Annotated in this window: 15 protein-coding genes; 8 read left to right on the forward strand and 7 right to left on the reverse strand. The window is 71.3% G+C overall.

The window, feature by feature from the left end:
- The first annotated feature begins 2 nt into the window (after window positions 1-2).
- Window positions 3-899 carry a DMT family transporter gene (locus ADK67_RS20825; RefSeq protein ID WP_053718128.1) on the forward strand — a complete coding sequence of 299 codons (897 nt, stop codon included), beginning with the start codon at window positions 3-5 and terminating at the stop codon, window positions 897-899.
- 359 nt (window positions 900-1258) lie between these two features.
- Here ADK67_RS20825 and ADK67_RS20830 read toward each other — a convergent pair whose 3' ends face one another.
- Both ADK67_RS20830 and ADK67_RS20835 read right to left on the reverse strand, forming a co-directional pair.
- Window positions 1259-1696, reverse strand: a complete 438-nt coding sequence (locus ADK67_RS20830; protein WP_053718129.1) for a YybH family protein — start codon at window positions 1694-1696, stop codon at window positions 1259-1261.
- Between the two features lie 61 nt (window positions 1697-1757).
- Window positions 1758-2198 (reverse strand): YybH family protein, encoded by a 441-nt coding sequence (locus tag ADK67_RS20835; protein WP_053718156.1) that lies wholly within the window; start codon window positions 2196-2198, stop codon window positions 1758-1760.
- A gap of 164 nt (window positions 2199-2362) precedes the next feature.
- Here ADK67_RS20835 and sigJ point away from each other — a divergent pair, with 164 nt between their 5' ends.
- Window positions 2363-3298, forward strand: coding sequence for an RNA polymerase sigma factor SigJ (gene sigJ, locus ADK67_RS20840; RefSeq protein WP_053718130.1), 936 nt, complete (start codon window positions 2363-2365; stop codon window positions 3296-3298).
- A 3-nt stretch (window positions 3299-3301) separates the two neighbouring features.
- Here the strand turns inward: sigJ and ADK67_RS20845 are convergent, their stop codons facing one another.
- The gene (locus ADK67_RS20845) at window positions 3302-4201 is read right to left on the reverse strand and encodes a LysR family transcriptional regulator (protein ID WP_231648284.1); all 900 of its coding nucleotides are present in this window, start codon (window positions 4199-4201) and stop codon (window positions 3302-3304) included.
- 107 nt (window positions 4202-4308) lie between these two features.
- Here ADK67_RS20845 and ADK67_RS20850 point away from each other — a divergent pair, with 107 nt between their 5' ends.
- The 3 genes from ADK67_RS20850 (at window position 4309) to ADK67_RS20860 (ending at window position 7227) form a co-directional block, all read left to right on the forward strand.
- Window positions 4309-4728, forward strand: coding sequence for a hypothetical protein (locus ADK67_RS20850; protein WP_053718131.1), 420 nt, complete (start codon window positions 4309-4311; stop codon window positions 4726-4728).
- Window positions 4721-6277, forward strand: coding sequence for a multicopper oxidase family protein (locus ADK67_RS20855; protein ID WP_053718132.1), 1557 nt, complete (start codon window positions 4721-4723; stop codon window positions 6275-6277). Before ADK67_RS20850 ends, ADK67_RS20855 begins: the two co-directional genes overlap by 8 nt.
- A 287-nt stretch (window positions 6278-6564) precedes the next feature.
- Window positions 6565-7227 (forward strand): lytic polysaccharide monooxygenase auxiliary activity family 9 protein, encoded by a 663-nt coding sequence (locus ADK67_RS20860; protein ID WP_053718133.1) that lies wholly within the window; start codon window positions 6565-6567, stop codon window positions 7225-7227.
- A gap of 113 nt (window positions 7228-7340) precedes the next feature.
- On the opposite strand, the gene ADK67_RS20865 is transcribed toward ADK67_RS20860, so the two are convergent.
- Window positions 7341-7796, reverse strand: a complete 456-nt coding sequence (locus ADK67_RS20865) for a DUF1877 family protein (protein ID WP_053718134.1) — start codon at window positions 7794-7796, stop codon at window positions 7341-7343.
- 318 nt (window positions 7797-8114) lie between these two features.
- Between ADK67_RS20865 and ADK67_RS20870 the strand changes: the two genes are divergently transcribed.
- Together ADK67_RS20870 and ADK67_RS20875 are read left to right on the forward strand one after the other, a co-directional pair.
- On the forward strand, window positions 8115-9098 hold the full coding sequence (locus ADK67_RS20870; RefSeq protein ID WP_053718135.1) for an ATP-binding protein: 984 nt from the start codon (window positions 8115-8117) through the stop codon (window positions 9096-9098).
- A 25-nt stretch (window positions 9099-9123) separates the two neighbouring features.
- On the forward strand, window positions 9124-10692 hold the full coding sequence (locus tag ADK67_RS20875) for a hypothetical protein (RefSeq protein ID WP_157620666.1): 1569 nt from the start codon (window positions 9124-9126) through the stop codon (window positions 10690-10692).
- A 37-nt stretch (window positions 10693-10729) separates the two neighbouring features.
- Here ADK67_RS20875 and ADK67_RS20880 read toward each other — a convergent pair whose 3' ends face one another.
- Window positions 10730-11695 (reverse strand): hypothetical protein, encoded by a 966-nt coding sequence (locus ADK67_RS20880; protein WP_157620668.1) that lies wholly within the window; start codon window positions 11693-11695, stop codon window positions 10730-10732.
- Window positions 11696-11868: 173 nt separating this feature from the next.
- The gene (locus ADK67_RS20885) at window positions 11869-13215 is read right to left on the reverse strand and encodes an extracellular catalytic domain type 1 short-chain-length polyhydroxyalkanoate depolymerase (protein ID WP_053718138.1); all 1347 of its coding nucleotides are present in this window, start codon (window positions 13213-13215) and stop codon (window positions 11869-11871) included.
- Window positions 13216-13518: 303 nt separating this feature from the next.
- Here ADK67_RS20885 and ADK67_RS20890 point away from each other — a divergent pair, with 303 nt between their 5' ends.
- The gene (locus ADK67_RS20890; RefSeq protein ID WP_053718139.1) at window positions 13519-14496 is read left to right on the forward strand and encodes a PaaX family transcriptional regulator; all 978 of its coding nucleotides are present in this window, start codon (window positions 13519-13521) and stop codon (window positions 14494-14496) included.
- Window positions 14497-14598: 102 nt separating this feature from the next.
- Here ADK67_RS20890 and ADK67_RS20895 read toward each other — a convergent pair whose 3' ends face one another.
- Window positions 14599-15330 (reverse strand): DUF2306 domain-containing protein, encoded by a 732-nt coding sequence (locus ADK67_RS20895; protein ID WP_082403643.1) that lies wholly within the window; start codon window positions 15328-15330, stop codon window positions 14599-14601.
- Between the last annotated feature and the right edge of the window lie 69 nt (window positions 15331-15399).

The following is a 15399-nucleotide window of genomic DNA, read 5'->3' on the forward strand; positions in this document are numbered from 1 at the left end:
CGGTGGAGCGGAGCGGTGTCAACGGGAAGGCCGCCGCGGCGGTCCTGGCCACCATGGTGCTGTGGGCGTCGGCGTTCGTCGGCATCCGGTACGCGGGCGAGCACTTCGAGCCGGGGTCGCTGGCGCTCGGCCGGTTGCTGGTCGGCGCGCTCGCGCTCGGCGCCGTCGCCGCGGTGCGCGGTGTCGGTGTGCCGCCGAGACCGGCCTGGCCGGGGATCGTCGGCTCCGGGGTGTTCTGGTTCGCGCTGTACATGGTGGCGCTGAACTGGGGTGAGCGGCACGCGGACGCCGGCACGGCCGCCCTGATCGTCGGCGTCGGCCCGATCCTGGTGGCGTTCCTGGCCGGCTGGCTGCTCCGCGAGGGTTTCCCGGCGCGGCTGCTGGTCGGGCTCGCCATCGCGTTCGCGGGCGTCGCGGCGGTCGGGCTCGTCGACTCCGGCGGCGGCTCGACGACCCGCGGGGCGCTGCTGTGCCTGGTCGCGGCGGCCGGGTACGCGGTGGGCGTGGTGGCGCAGAAACCAGCCCTGCGGCACGCGTCCGCGTTGCAGGCCACCACGTTCGGCTGCGTGGTCGGCGCGGTCGTGTGCCTGCCGTTCGGCGGGCAGCTCGTCACCGACCTCGGCGACGCGCCCGCGAGCGCCACGCTCTCGGTGGTGTACCTGGGTTTGCTGCCGACCGCGCTGGCGTTCTACACGTGGGCGTACGCGCTCTCCCACATGACCACCGGGAAGCTCGGCGCCACGACGTACCTGGTGCCGGCGATCGTCGTGCTGTTGTCGTGGGCGCTGCTCGACGAGGTGCCCGGTCTCGTCGCGTTGGCGGGCGGCGCGCTGTGCCTGATCGGTGTCGCGGTGTCGCGCGGCAAACCCAAACCCGCCGTCACGGCGGCGGTGAGGTGAGGTGTGGTGAGGTGACGTCCGGGGTCGGACGAGGACGCGAGCCGTCCCGTCCGACCCCGAGCCCGGCCGAGCCGTCAGGCGGGCTGGTCCATCTCCGCGGGAGGACGCGAGCCGTCCCCGGTCAACCCCCAGCCCCGCCGAGCCGTCAGGCAGGCCGGCCCTTCTCCGCAGGAGGACGCGGGCCCTCCCCGTCCAACCCCAGCCCGGCCGAGCCGTCAGGCAGGCCGGCCCTTCTCCGCGGGACGACGCGAGCCGTCCCCGGCCAACCCCCAGCCCCGCCGAGCCGTCAGGCAGGCCGGCCCTTCTCCGCGGGACGACGCGAGCCGTCCCCGGCCGACCCCCAGCCCGGTGCCGAGCGGTCAGGCGGGCTGGTCCTTCTCGGCGGGGAGCCAGACCTGGAAGGTGGTCGGGTCGATCGGGATCGAGATGTGTTCGTTCGTGATCGACCACGTGCCGTTCGACCGTCGCAGGCAGACCGTCTCCCGCACCCAGATCGACCGCTGGACGCCGCCTTTGCGCTCACCCGAGTCCAGGTGGAGCATGTTGGCGTACGCGACGTCCCCGTCCGTCACGATGGTCCGGTCGTGCGTTTCCAGGGTGATGGGCCCTTCGTAGCCGTCGAACCACCGCAGGAAGTTGCGGCGCACCTCGTCGGTCCCGGTGAACCGGAGAGGGGCCACGACGTCGTAGTAGACGATCTCCGGGGAGTAGCACGACATGAGCCGGTCGATGTCCTTCGCCTGCTGGGCTTCGGCGCGGCTCTCCAGGAACGCCGTGACCTCGGACTCGTTCGTCATCGCTGTGTCTCCGTTCAAGAATTCGTTCAAGAATTGTGGATAGCCGGTCTCGGTGGACGACTCAGGGCTCAAGGTCGGCCACTCCCGTGCCGGTCGACACGTCGAACGGCACGGAGACCTGGTCGTGCGCGATCAGCCAGCGACCGTCGACCTTCCGGAAGCCGAACGTGGCCCGCACCCACATGCCGTTCGTCGCCGTCCCGTTCCGCAACGTGCCGCTGAGCCGGCCGAAGCCGTGCCCGAACGCCACGTCGTCGCCCACGGCGAGCGTCAGGTCCCGGACCTCGTAGTCCACCTCGTGGAAGAGCTCGAACACCTTCGCCCAGTTCTTCGACTTCGCCGCCACCCCCACGTGCTGCAACGGCGGCTCGACGTCGAACGACACGACGTCCGTCGCGTAGAGCCGCTCCAGGCCGTCGAGATCCTTGGCCCGGAGCGCTTCGACGATCCGGTCGACCTGCCGCCTGATCTCGGCTTCCTCCGCTTCGCGGTGCACTGGCATCGCCATCCACCCCTTTCTCGCTTGCACCACTACGACGACGCGGCGGGCCGGAATGTGAGGGTGACGGCGGTCTCGTCGGCCGCGCGGCGCGGCGGCCTCACAATTCGGTGTGCTGTTCCGTCGGACTGGCGAGGGGCAGAACCGACCGGGGGAGCAACGGAACCATGACCGACCATTCAGGACCGGCGCACGACCGGTCCGACGCGGGACTGGGCGCGATCATCAGCGAGCGCCGGCAGTTGATCAACCTCGCCTACCGGCTCCTCGGCTCCCTGGCCGAGGCCGAGGACGCCGTCCAGGAGACCTACGCCCGCTGGTACGCCCTGTCCCGGCAGCAGCAGGAGGCCATCGAGTCGCCCGGCGCCTGGCTGACCACGGTGGCAGGCCGGGTCTGCCTCGACCTGCTCGGCTCGGCGCGGGTCAGGCGGGAGCGCTACGTGGGCGAGTGGCTACCCGAGCCGCTGCCCGACCGGACCGAGTCGACCGGCGGGCAACCGGGCGCCGCCACCGCCGACCCGGCCGACCGGATCACCCTGGACGAGTCGGTCAGCATGGCCTTCCTCGTGGTGCTCGACTCGATGACGCCCGCCGAGCGCGTGGCGTTCGTCCTGCACGACGTCTTCCGCTACCCGTTCGCCGAGGTGGCCGAGATCGTCGGCCGCACGCCGGCGGCCTGCCGTCAGCTGGCGTCGTCGGCCCGCCGCCGCGTCCGCGCCGCGCGGGCCCCCTCGACCCCGACCGCCCGGCAGGCCCGGGTCGTCCGCGACTTCAAGCGGGCTCTGCAAGCCGGGGACGTCGACACCCTGGTCGACCTCCTGGCCGACGACGCCACGGTGATCAGCGACGGCGGCGGGCTGGTCACCACCACGCTCCGCCCGGTCAAGGGCGCCGAGCGGATCCTGGCTGCGCTGCACAAGCTCGCGAACCGGCTGCGTGGCCAGACGATGTTGGAGCGCACGGTCAACGGCCAACCCGGCCTGATCGCCCAGGAGTTCGACGTGACCGTGTCGGTGTACGCGTTCGAGGTCGTGGACGACCGGATCAAGCGCATCTGGGCGGTGCGCAACCCGGAGAAGCTGCGCGCGTGGACGGAGGGCTGACCGTCAGCGTTCCTCCGGAGGTCGGCCGGTGGTCCAGTCCCAGCCGGTGATCGTGGTGCGCATCAGCCGGGCAGCGGTGGACAGGCGGCTGTCGGCGCCCCAGTAGAGGGTGACGGTGCGGCGGCAGTCGGGGCTGTCGACGGGCACCCAGGCGCCGGGCCCGCGGCTGGCGGCGCGGAGCGCGAACGCGGGCACGAGCCCGATGCCGAGCCCCGCGCTGATCAGGTCCGCGATGGCGCCGGGCTCGTCGCTCTCGCAGACGATCTTCGGGGTGAGGTCGCGCGCGGCGAAGAGCCGGTCGAGCAGTCGGCGGATCCAGTGCCCCTGGCGTGCGGTGATGAAGGGCTGGTCCGCAAGGTCCTCGACGGTCACCGACGCACGGCCCGCCAGCGGGTGGCCCGGTGGCGTGCCCACGCCCACTGCCTCGTCGAACAGCTGCGCGGACGCCAAGCCCTCGGCGTGAATCGGCTGCGAGGCGACGCACAGGTCGACGTCCCGCGCCCGCAGGCGGCGGGACATGTCCTCGGCCGGGCACCAGTGGAGTTCGACCTCGACGGACGGGTGGGCGCGCTTGTAGGCCGACAGCGGTCCGGTGAGGGTGAGGAAGGTTTCCGACGCCAGCCGCACGGCGCCCAACCCCTCGCCGGCGGCTTCGGCGACGGCGCGTCGTCCCGCGTCGAGTTCGCCGAGGGCACGTTCGACGTGGTCGCGGAAGAGCTTGCCCGCGTCGTTGAGCCGGAGCCGGCCGCCGCGGTCGAACAGCGGCACGCCCAGCTCACCCTCCAACCGGGCGACGGTGCGGCTGAGCGACGGCTGGGCGACGCGCAGCTCGTCGGCCGCCCGGCTGAGGTGCTCCAGCCGCGCCACCACGAGGAACTGCCTGAGCGAGTTCAGCTCCACCATGCCTCCGCGCGCATAACTCCATAGCGATATTGATCTTAGACACGATGTCTCGCGGGTCATAACGTCACCGGCGTTCGCACGAGAGACCAGAGTGAGGAGGGATCCCCATGGCCACCAGGCCGGGATCCGTTGCCGCGCCTCGGACGAGGCCGGTCGGGTGGGTCTTCCGGGCCGTCGTCAGCGCGCACGTGGTGGCGATCGTCGCCCAACCGGTGTTCGCCGGGGTGTACCTGACCGGGGACTTCGACAGCCTGCGCCGGCACGCCGTCGGCGCCGACGTGGCCAGCTCCCTCGGCTACGTCCAGCTGATCGTGGCGGTCGTGGTCTGGGCGCGGCTGCGCCAGGCCGGGCCGTTCCTGGCCACCGCCGCGGTGGTGGTCGCCGAGACGGTGCAGTACTTCGCCGGCTTGGACGGCGCGCTGTGGCTGCACGTCCCGCTGGGCGTGCTGACCGTGGCCGCGCTCGTCGTGCAGTTCATCGCCGTCTGGGGCCGACCGCTCGTGCGACGGGAGGCCCGTGATGCGTGACGACCTGACCAGACGGCGGGTGCTGGGCATCGGCGGCGCGCTCGGGCTGATCGCGGCCACCGGGCTGACGGCGTCGGCCGGGCTGGCCCGCCGCCCGGCGGTCACCGGCGGTGAACTGCGCAGTGCCGTGCCGCTGCCGCCGCCGTTCCAGGTGCCACTGCCGATCCCCCCGGTGCTCGCGCCGGTGGGCGTGGACCGGTACGAGATCACCCAACGTGAGGTGAGCGCGGAGATCCTGCCCGGCGTCCGCACGCCGTTGTGGACCTACGAGGGCACCTTCCCCGGGCCCACCATCGAGTCGCGGCGCGGCCGGCCGGTCACCGTGACGCATCGCAACGAGCTGCCCGCGCCGACCGTCGTGCACCTGCACGGTGGACGGACACCGGCGGACTCCGACGGCTACCCGACCGACCTCGTGCTGCCCGAAGGCGGGCACCACGCCACCGGGCACGGAATGCACGACCCGCGGGCCGTGGTGACCAGGCTGACCCGCGACTACACGTTCCCGCTCGACCAGCGGCCGACGTTGCTGTGGTACCACGACCACCGGATGGACTTCACCGCCCCGGCGATCTGGCGCGGCCTGGCCGGGCTGCACGTCGTGCGCGACGACGCCGAGGACGACCTCGGCCTGCCGGCGGGCGGACGGGAACTGCCGCTGATGATCGCCGACCGGGCGTTCGCCGCCGACGGCAGCCTCGCCTACCCCTCGCTCGACCCCGACCTGCGGGACCGGCCGGGAGTGCACGATCCCTACATCGCCGGCGTCCTCGGTGACGTGATCCTGGTCAACGGCGCCCCGTGGCCCGTGCACGAGGTCGACGCCGCCCGCTACCGGCTGCGCCTCCTGAACGCGTCCAACGCCCGGCACTACGAACTCGAAGCGGTCGCCGACGACGGGCGCGCGCTCGACCTCGTCCAGATCGGCGCCGACCAGGGACTGCTCGCCGCGCCGGTGACCCACCGGCTGCTGCCGATCGCGCCCGCCGAGCGCTACGACGTGATCGTCGACTTCTCCGGCGTCCCGGTCGGCAGCCTCGTCAGGCTCGTCAACCGGCTCGGCTCGGGCCGCACACGTGACGTGATGGCGTTCCGCGTCGCCCGCCGTGCCGCCGACGACAGCCGCGTCCCGCCCGCGCTGTCCGCGGACCTGCCGACGTGGCGCCGATCGGACGCCGTGCGGGTGCGCGACTTCCCGTTCCGCACCGGGCGGGTGCACGGCCGGCACGGGTGGCTGATCGGCGGGCTCCCGTTCGACCCGGCGCGCACCGACGTCACCACCCGGCTCGGCGACGTCGAGGTGTGGCGGCTGGTCGCCGACGTGCACCACCCCGTGCACCTGCACCTCGTCGGCTTCCAGGTGCTCACGCGCGGCGGCGGGCCACCGCTGCCGCACGACGCCGGCCTCAAGGACACCGTCGCCCTGCGGCCGGGCGAAGCGGTCGAGATCATCACCCGCTTCGACGGCTACCGCGGCCGCTTCCTCTTCCACTGCCACAACGCCGAGCACGAGGACATGGGCATGATGGCCAACATCGAGATCGTCTAGCCCCGTCGCCGGACGGGGGCAGGGCCTCACCCGGTCGGCGGATGGGGTCGTGCTCCCGCCCCGGCCGGTCGTCCCGGACGTGATCACCGTCGTGCGCGGAGGTCACCGGGTCGGGGCAGGTCAGCGCGGTGACGTGCGGCGAGCGCGCCGGAGCTTCGGACAGCCGTGACCATCACCCAATGTTTCGTTGAAGTTTCGCTGAGTGACGTATAGGCTGAGACTCGCTCTGGGAGCGCTCCCATAAACGATCACCGCCGCTCAACCATCCGAAGAGTGGAGGTTCATCCATGCGCAAAAGCAGTACCTCCGTGTCCGTCACCAGGCGGCAGGGCGTCATCGCACTGATCCTCGGTGTGCTGGCCAGCATGCTCGTCTGGGCGCCGGCGGCCACGGCGCACGGCACCATCGTCGGTCCGGCCACCCGCCAGTACCAGTGTTGGCAGTCCTGGGGCAGCCAGCACACGAACCCGGCCATGCAGCAGCAGGACCCCATGTGCTGGCAGGCCTTCCAGGCCAACGCCGACACCATGTGGAACTGGATGAGCGCGCTGCGGGACGGCCTCGGCGGGAACTTCCAGGGCCGGACCCCGAACGGTCAGCTCTGCAGCAACGGCCTCACCCGCAACAACTCCCTGAACACCCCCGGCAAGTGGCGGACCACGAACGTCGGGAGCAGCTTCTCCCTGCACCTGTACGACCAGGCCAGCCACGGCGCTGACTACTTCCGCGTCTACGTGAGCAAGCAGGGGTTCGACCCGACCACCCAGAGCCTGGGTTGGGGCGACCTCGACTTCATCCAGCAGACCGGCAGGTACGCACCGGCCAAGGACATCACGTTCAACGTCCAGACCAACGGCTCGTACCGGGGACACCACATCGTCTTCACGATCTGGCAGGCTTCACACCTCGACCAGGCCTACATGTGGTGCAGCGACGTGAACTTCGGCTAGGAATCCGGCCAACCGAGCGGAATCCGTGAAGTGACCAAGGTCCGGCCCGGCGCGAGAGCCTTCGCGCCGGGCTGGACCGCTGTCCGGTCAGCAACTCCGGTCAGCAGCCCTGGTCAGAAGCTGAAGTACCGGATCGCCGCGCCTCCCACCGCCGCCGTCTCCGCGAAGAACGCGACGAGATCGCGGTAGTTCTCCCGCAGGTAGTCGAGGTCGTCGTCGCCCCACATGTGCCGCATGGGGTAGACCTCCGCCTCGCTCAGCTTCCTCGGGTCGAAGTGGCCCTCCAACACCTCGAACGGCGCGGCGCTCAACGCCTTGGCGGCCGCGGCCATCATGCTGCCGCTCCAGCCGAAGAGCGTGGCCTCGTCGTCGAGGGCGTCGCCGTCCTCGTACACGTCGACGTCCACCTCGGCCGCGCTGAGCAGGAACTGGATGCCCGCCCAGGACTTCTCGAGGAAGCAGTACGGCCGGTCCTCGTCGTCCACGCACTCCAGCGCCCACTCCGGGTCGTCGTACGCCCGGTCCAGTTCCTCCGGGGTGACCCGCGTGAACGACAACGTCATGCCCATGAACCCACCACTCCCCCATCGACTGCTTCGGTCACGGGCCAGTTTTCCATGATCGGCACGACCGACGCCGGGGCGGCCGGCTCAGACGTTCCGGCTCGGGACCCGCATTCCGCGGCCGTGCGAAATCCGAATAAACCGTATCCGGGGCCACCTTTCGTCGTTTGCCACCCGGCCGGGTGGCGTGGCGGAGCTGTCCGCAGAATTGCGTTGTCGCGGAACGCCCGGTGAGTTTCGGTTGACGTGTTCCGGCCGTCGGGTCGTATTCGCGTATGGGGTGTTCAAGTGGCCGGCTCCGATTTTCCGATTCCACCGGATGCGGTGAGCCAGACCGGCACCGCGTCCGGCGGGTCGACCGTGATCCAGGCCGGCCGGGACATCACGGTCCACGGTCCCGTGATGGCCGTGCGGCACGTGCCGGTGGCGCAGCCGATGGAGTCCGTCCCGCTCCCGCCGGGAGTCCGCCGGCTGCCGGTCACCTCGGGCGTGTTCGTCGGGCGCGACACCGAGCTGGCACAACTGGACGCGGCAGTGGCCGGGTCGGGCGACGGCACGGCGGTCGTGGCGGTGCACGGCCCCGGCGGAGTCGGCAAGAGCGCCCTGGTGGCGCGGTTCGCCGAGCGGCACGAGGGCCTGGTGTGGTGGATCACCGCGGACTCGGCCGCCGCGCTCGACGCGGGCCTCGCGGAGCTGGCGCTCGCCCTGACCTCGCAGGCCGCGGACTGGACGGCGGAGCAGCGGGTCGAGGCGAGCGTGCGCTGGCTGGCCTCCCACCACGAGTGGTTGGTCGTGCTGGACGACGTGACCGACCCGGACGACGCGCTGCGCCTGGTGAGCCGCGTGCGGACCGGGACCGTGGTGATCACCTCCCGAGCGGACGCCGGGTGGCGTGGCCTGGAGTTGACCGCGCTGCCGAGGGAGCAGGTGGTGGACCTCCTGTGCCTGCTGGTGCGGCGGGAGTGGCCGGAGGCCGACCTGACCGGCGCGGAAGACCTGTGCGCGGCACTGGGCGGGCAGCCGTCGGCGATCGACCAGGCAGCCGCCTACCTCGCGCGGCACCGCTTGGCGCCGCCCGGCTACCTCGCCCGGCTGGCGCGGTTCCCCGGCTGGACGCCCACCGCGTCGAGCGATTCGGTGCCGATCCTCGTCAGGGATTTCGAAGCGAGTCCCGATCACGAGGTGCGCTGTCGAATCGTCTGGGAATTGGCGCGGGTGGGCACCACGGCGGCGAGAGAAGCTTTGAGGTCGTTGCGGCCGAGGCACGACATCGAACGGCTCTCGATCCGCGAAGCGCTCGAAATCTGACCGCACGACCAGGGGAGGAACGTCCGTGGGAAGTCGACGTCGGCCGTTGTGGGCCAAGTCCGCCGTGCTGGCGGCCGTGCTCGTCACGTACACCTCCGGCTGCACGTCCGCGCAGCCGGAGCCGGTGACGTGCGCGCCGTTCTCGCTGGGCGCCGACGTGTACGCGGACGTCGGGAAGCTCGCGAGCGCCAAGGACACGGGCACGCCCTCCGTGGTCGTCCTCGACGAGCAGCACGCGTCCCGCACCGGGCAGGTCGAGCTGGCCATCATGCTCAACCGCCTCTACCACGGCGCGGGCCTGCGCCACCTCGCGCTGGAGGGGAGCGTGGTCGAGCAGCCGCAGCCCGACCTCGGCTGGTTCACGTCCATGCCGGACGCGGACATCCGGCGCGCCGTGGCGCTGCAACTGCTGAAGCAGGGCGAGGTCAGCGCCGCGGAGTTCGCGGCGATGGTCCTGCCCGACTTCCGCCTGCACGCGATCGAGCACGAGGAGGAGTACCGGATCGGCCTGGCGAGCGAGGACCAGCGGGCCTACACCGGGTACCTGACCGCCATCGCCCTGACCACGATGACCACCGACCAGATCGGGCAGGCCACCGCGCTCCTCGACCAGGGCAAAGCCGAGGAGGGCATCCAGTACATCATCGGCACGAGCCCGTGGACGAGCGAGCGGAACCAGCTGCTCGAGCGGAAGACGCCGATCGTCACCAGCGGTGAGATGCAGCAGCTCGGCACCGAGCTGGAGGAGAAGGCCCGGCAGGTGGGCGCGGACGTCACCGAGTACCGGGAAGGCCTCCGCAAGTCCCGGGAGTTCTTCGACGCGGGCGCCCGGCGCAGCGAGACCATGACCGCCAACACGGCCGGGATCGCCGCCAAGCAGGCCGGCTGCGCCCCGATCGCGATGAACATCGGCGCCGCCCACAGCACCGACGTCGCGGAGTCCCTCGGTGGGCGGAACATGGCCTACGCCATCGTCTCGCCGTCGAACCTGTCGCTGGAGTGGGCGAACGGCAGCCTGTCCCCCGAGGCGTTCCACCGCAAGCTGGCCGGGCAGTCGGTCGACCCGGCAGGCGCGCTCGGCGCGATCCTGGACGGACGGCGCAAACCGCCCCCGACCACCCAGCAGGGCTGGTTCAAGGCCAAGGCGCAACTGGCCTACGCCACCGTCGTCATCGCCCGGGCGGCAGCCGCGGCACGGGCGGCGGGCGGCGGGAACAAGCCGCCGTTCGACATCGACCGGGCGGCGCTCGGCCTGGGCGGCGACGGTCCCGAGGAGCCCCGCATCACCGTCGACCTGGCCAGCATCGACATGCCGGACGACAGCCGCAACGACGTCGTCTTCAAGGTCACGCTGAACGACCAGAACACCGACGTCTGGGTCAAGGCCGGCACCGTCACCCCGGCGGACAGCCCCTCCCTCAGCGACCAGCAGAGCCTGGAACGGGCGCTGAAGGACGTCCTCCGCGAACTCAAGGAAACCCCACCCGCGTCGGACGCACCGCCCACGGACAAGCCGCAGGCGGTTGCCGTCATCCCCGGCTTGAACGCCGCCGTCGCGACGACCAAGGAGGGTGCGCTCGGAGCGGCGATCTGATCCACCGCGGACTCGGGTCCACAGTGGACCGTCAGGCTCAGGCTAGCGAGACGCGCAGGTCGATGTCCAGCTGCCGATCGGTGAAGACCTGCTGCGGACCCCAGTGGTCGTTCTCGTACTGCGACCACCAGATCCGGACGTCGCCGGTGCCGCCGACCCAGGCCATCACCAGCCCGCCGGCGCCCTCCGTCGCACCCAGCGCCGGTCCACCGGCGGTGCGCCGGTCGTCCAACACCGTGGGACGCCACCACGTGCTGCCCAACTGCCTCGTCCACGAGATGTGGTCGTCGTCGGTGTTGCGCCACGCGAGGTGGACGACGTTGCCGTCGCAGGCCAGGGTGGGAGGCTTGCTGGTCAGCGCTCCGGGAACGGCCCCTCGCTGCTCCCACGACTCGCCGTCGAAGACGGCCCAGGAGATCCGCGCGTCGTCGCCCCGACCGCGCCAAGCCATGACGAGTTCGTCGCTGTGCACGTTCTCGGTCACGGCGACGCCGTCGTCGGTGAGCACCCAGTCGAAGGTGGCCGCCGCGGGTTCGAGAGTGCCGGTCACCGGGTGCACCCAGTCGCGACCGCGCAGTTCCGTCCACCGGAGCTGGTACTCGTACGCGGCCGTGGCCTTGTAGAACATGAAGATGCGGCCGCGGTAGCGGACCACCGTGGGGAAGGACGCGGTCTCGAACAGCGCCGCCGGCGCTTGAGGGCCCCAGGTGTGGCCGGCCCCACCGGGAAGCGGGGACGGCAGCGGCTGGTCCAGCACGGAGAACCAGATCCGCCGGTCCGCGCCACCGCCCTTCCAGACCATGCACGAGCCGTACGTGCTGCCGGAGATGGACGGGACGTGGCTGGTGCGGCGGTCGTTCAGCACCACCGGCCCCGGCCAGCGCGGCGTCGGGCCGACCACCCGCGTGCTCGGCGACCAGCGGATGAAGTCGTCCGGTCCGTGCTGGTACCACGCCATCGCCGGCACTCTTGTCGACACCAGGCGCGGATCGTCGATCGCCATCGGGAGCCACCTTCCCCACCGCGTCGGACCACCGGGGTCCGTCACCAGGTAGTCGTCCACATCCGACACGGCGTTTCACGGTCGGATGACGGGCACGCGGTGAGGTGACTCAAGACTCCGGGTCACCTCACCGCGTGCCGGACAGTGGGAGGGTTCCGGCCCGACGGCGATCGTCAGGCGGTGGTGCAGGGTGAGCCGTTGAGGGTGAAGGACGCCGGTTTGGCGGTGTTGCCGTTGTGGGTGGCCTGGAAGCCGATGCCGATCGAGCCGTTCGGCGGGATCGAGGCGTTGTAGGCGACGTTGCGGGCCGTGACCTGACCGGAGGTCGGCGCGTAGCTCGCGCTCCAGCCGGAGGTGATGGTCTGCCCGCTCGGCAGGGTGAAGACCAGCGACCACCCGTTGATCGCCGTGCCGCTGGTGTTCGTGATGGTGATGGTCTCGGTCAGGCCGGTGTTCCAGGCGTTCACGGTGCTCGTGACGCGGCACGAGTCCGAGCCGCCCGGCGTGGTCGTGGTCGTGGTGGTGCTCGTCGTCGTGGTGGACGTCGTAGTGGTGGTCGACGTGGTGCTGGTCGGGTCACCGGGGCGGTCCAGGCCGAAGAACGCGATGGCCTGGGCGGCCATGCCGCCGGACGGCAGGCTGTGGCCGGCGCCCTGGATGCTGTACGCCTCGACCTGCGTCGTGCCGGCGCTGTCGTTGTAGCGGCGGCGGTTCCAGTTGGTCTGCGGGGTGTCGGAGGACGTCGGCGTCTGGCTCAGCCCGAACACGTTGGTCCACTGCTCGATCGACTCCTGCAGCAGCGAGTACGGCACGAGGGTGTCGTTGGTGCCGTGCCACAACTGGACCCGCGGCCGCACGCCGGTGAAGCCGGGGTACGCCTGCCGCACCGCGTCGCCCCACTGCTGCGGCGTGCGGTTCGCGCCGCCGCTGCCCGTGCACCGACTGCTGCCGGGCGGGAAGTCGGCGGCGTTGGCGAAGCAGTTGAACGGCACGCCCATGAACGCCGCACCGGCCTTGAACACGTCCGGGTAGAGCGCCAGCATCTGGTTGGTCATCATGCCGCCCGACGACGAGCCGGTGGCGTAGACCCGGTTCGCGTCGCCGCCGTACCGCTGCTGCACGTAGCTCACCATCGACACGATCGACACCGGGTCGCTGCCCCCGCCACGGCGCTTGGCCGCGTCGGACCAGGTGTCGAAGCACTTGCCGAACCCGGCCTCCTGCTGCGCGCTCGGGTAGATCACCACGAACCCGTGCCGATCGGCCAACGACGCGAACTCGCTGCCCGAGTAGAAGCCCGGCCCGGAACCGCCGCACCCGTGCATCGCCACCACGATCCCCGGGTTGGCCGGCCGTGAATCCGGGACGTAGACGTGCATCCGCATCCCGCCTGGGTTGTTGCCGAAGTTGGTGACCTCGGTCAACGACGCCGCGGACGCGGGTGAGGACGCGATGGAGACGAGGCTCGCCACGACCAGCGACGTCGCCGCGGCGAGCAGCAGACTCGGTTTGACCTTCATGCGCTTGACTCCTTTGTGTCGCGCACAGCCGGACTGGGAGGTTGGCCGCGGGCCGGGTGCGACCCGCGGTGCGGCGGCGGAGGAGGTGCACTCGTGAACGCGCCCGGCGGATGACCAGCCGGTGCGGTCGAGCGCACGGTCCCGGCCGGTCGGACCCCGTCCATCGTGTGACAGTTAGCCTGCCGCTCGGCCAGGAAACTGTCAATCGTCCGTCTCGACCGATCGCCGGCGTGCCCGTGCGGCGGATCGACGCCCGGTTAGGGTCAGTGGCGACGACCTGTCCGAGCCACCGCCGGAGCCGCCGTGACCAGCCCGTACGACATCGAGGAGATCTTCCCGGACGACGCGGTCCGGCTTCCCCGGCGGCAATCCGGCAAGTCGCCCCAGGGCCTGACCGTGACCCTGATGGCCGACTACACCCTCAGCACCCGCGCCTGGCTGCCGTCCGCCGCGATCGTGGCGCTGCTCGCCGAGGCCGGTGTCAGCCACGCCGGCGCGCGCACCACGATCAGCCGGCTCGCCCGGCGCGGTGTCCTCGAAGGCAGCAGGCAGGGCCGCAACAGCTCCTACCGGCTCACCGCGCCTGCCGCCGTCAACCTGGCCGCCGGAGGTCGGTCCATCGTCGCCGCGGCCGCTGCCGACGAGCCGTGGGACCACCAGTGGACGCTGATCGCGTTCTCGCTGCCGCAGGACGAGGTCGCCCAACGGCGCGAGCTGCGTAGCCGGCTGCGCTGGTTCGGCTGCGCGCCGCTCTACGACGGCCTCTGGATCTCGCCCCACGACCTCACCGACAAGATCAGGGCGCACCTGGCCGAACTCGCCTCCGACACCATGACCGTCTTCCGCGCGAGCCACGTCGAACTCGGCGACTCGACCGGCCGCAACCCCCTCGACGCCTGGGACACGACCGCCATCGCCCGCCACTACGACGACTTCATCCGGCGTTGGCGCCCCCTGCTGCCCGACATCCGCGCCGCCCGGATCACCGGGGTCGAAGCGGTCCGCGCCCGCACCGAGGTCATGGACACCTACCGGCGCCTGCCCATCCTCGACCCGCGCCTGCCGCTGCGCCTGCTCCCGCCGGACTGGCCGCGGGAATCCGCCCGGGACCTGTTCACCGCCGTGTACGACGGCCTCGCGGGCCCCGCCCAGGACCACGTCCGCGCCGTCGCGAGCCGGTTCACCACCGACCCGCTCACCGACGTGCACGCCCACACCGTCGCGGACATGCTCGGCGGCCTGCGGTACGCCCTGGAGCCCGTCGCGGACCAGGGCCGGTAGCCGCGCGCGTTCGTCGGCCTCGACATGACCCACCTTCAAGCAATACCGAAGTGGATTCCCGCCGGGTTCACGCCATTTCCACGACGAATTCCGGCGGCCCGTTCAGCGAGAATCACCGGCCGTGGTCGAGAGGGAGGTGCGGCGGGGTTTGCGGCGTTCCAGCATCCAGTCCGTGAACAGCAGCAGGAGCAGGGGGCTGAGCCAGACCCCGATGCTCGCGGCGCTCTGCTGCAGCAGTTCCAGGCTGCCCTTGAACGTGGTGTCCAACTGCGGCATGAGCACGATCGTGGCCACGGTGTTGACGACCCGGCTCAGCACGATCGACATGCTGAGCGCGAAGCTGCGCGACATCCACCTGCGGTGATCGTCGTAGCGGCGCCGGCGGGCCAGCCGCAGCGCCATGACCGTGACCACCAGCCACAGCGCCGAGCCGACGAGGTTGGCCACCCGCACCGACGGTCCGCCCGCGGTGTGCCAGCCGATGTAGAGCCCGAGCACGCCGGCGGGCAGCACTCCGGCGAACACGTAGATCCGACCGGTGATCCGGTGCCCGCGCGGGTGGCTCGCGCGGAAGGACGGCCAGATCTGGAAGCACGCGGTCACCATGGCGACGGCGCCGAAGAGGACGTGCGCGACGAGCAGCGGGTAGTAGAGGTCGTTGCCCTCCGGCGGTTTCAGGCGCGACAGGGACGGGTCGAAGGTCAGGTAGGGCGGCACGGAGAAGGCGAGGAACGCCGCGGCCAACGTCATCAGCGGCGCGATCCACGGGCGACGCCACCAGACTGGCGCACGGCGGGGCGGAACTGCGCGCGGCGCGTTCACGGTGGAGGTCATGACGGTCCGTTCGTAATGGGAATTGTGCGAACGCGAGAACGGTATCCACCGAGTGCTCGGAAATCGCCG

Source organism: Saccharothrix sp. NRRL B-16348, assembly GCF_001280085.1.
Classification (GTDB): Bacteria; Actinomycetota; Actinomycetes; order Mycobacteriales; family Pseudonocardiaceae; genus Actinosynnema.

Excerpts from the sequence above, each read along its gene's own strand:
- sigJ (WP_053718130.1), top strand. The coding sequence starts at position 2,363 with ATGACCGACCATTCAGGACCGGCGCACGACCGGTCCGACGCGGGACTG.
- ADK67_RS20850 (WP_053718131.1), top strand. The coding sequence starts at position 4,309 with ATGGCCACCAGGCCGGGATCCGTTGCCGCGCCTCGGACGAGGCCGGTC.
- ADK67_RS20845 (WP_231648284.1), bottom strand. The coding sequence starts at position 4,201 with ATGGTGGAGCTGAACTCGCTCAGGCAGTTCCTCGTGGTGGCGCGGCTG.
- ADK67_RS20855 (WP_053718132.1), top strand. The coding sequence starts at position 4,721 with ATGCGTGACGACCTGACCAGACGGCGGGTGCTGGGCATCGGCGGCGCG.
- ADK67_RS20830 (WP_053718129.1), bottom strand. The coding sequence starts at position 1,696 with ATGACGAACGAGTCCGAGGTCACGGCGTTCCTGGAGAGCCGCGCCGAA.
- ADK67_RS20880 (WP_157620668.1), bottom strand. The coding sequence starts at position 11,695 with ATGGCGATCGACGATCCGCGCCTGGTGTCGACAAGAGTGCCGGCGATG.
- ADK67_RS20835 (WP_053718156.1), bottom strand. The coding sequence starts at position 2,198 with ATGCCAGTGCACCGCGAAGCGGAGGAAGCCGAGATCAGGCGGCAGGTC.
- ADK67_RS20865 (WP_053718134.1), bottom strand. The coding sequence starts at position 7,796 with ATGGGCATGACGTTGTCGTTCACGCGGGTCACCCCGGAGGAACTGGAC.
- ADK67_RS20860 (WP_053718133.1), top strand. The coding sequence starts at position 6,565 with ATGCGCAAAAGCAGTACCTCCGTGTCCGTCACCAGGCGGCAGGGCGTC.
- ADK67_RS20895 (WP_082403643.1), bottom strand. The coding sequence starts at position 15,330 with ATGACCTCCACCGTGAACGCGCCGCGCGCAGTTCCGCCCCGCCGTGCG.
- ADK67_RS20885 (WP_053718138.1), bottom strand. The coding sequence starts at position 13,215 with ATGAAGGTCAAACCGAGTCTGCTGCTCGCCGCGGCGACGTCGCTGGTC.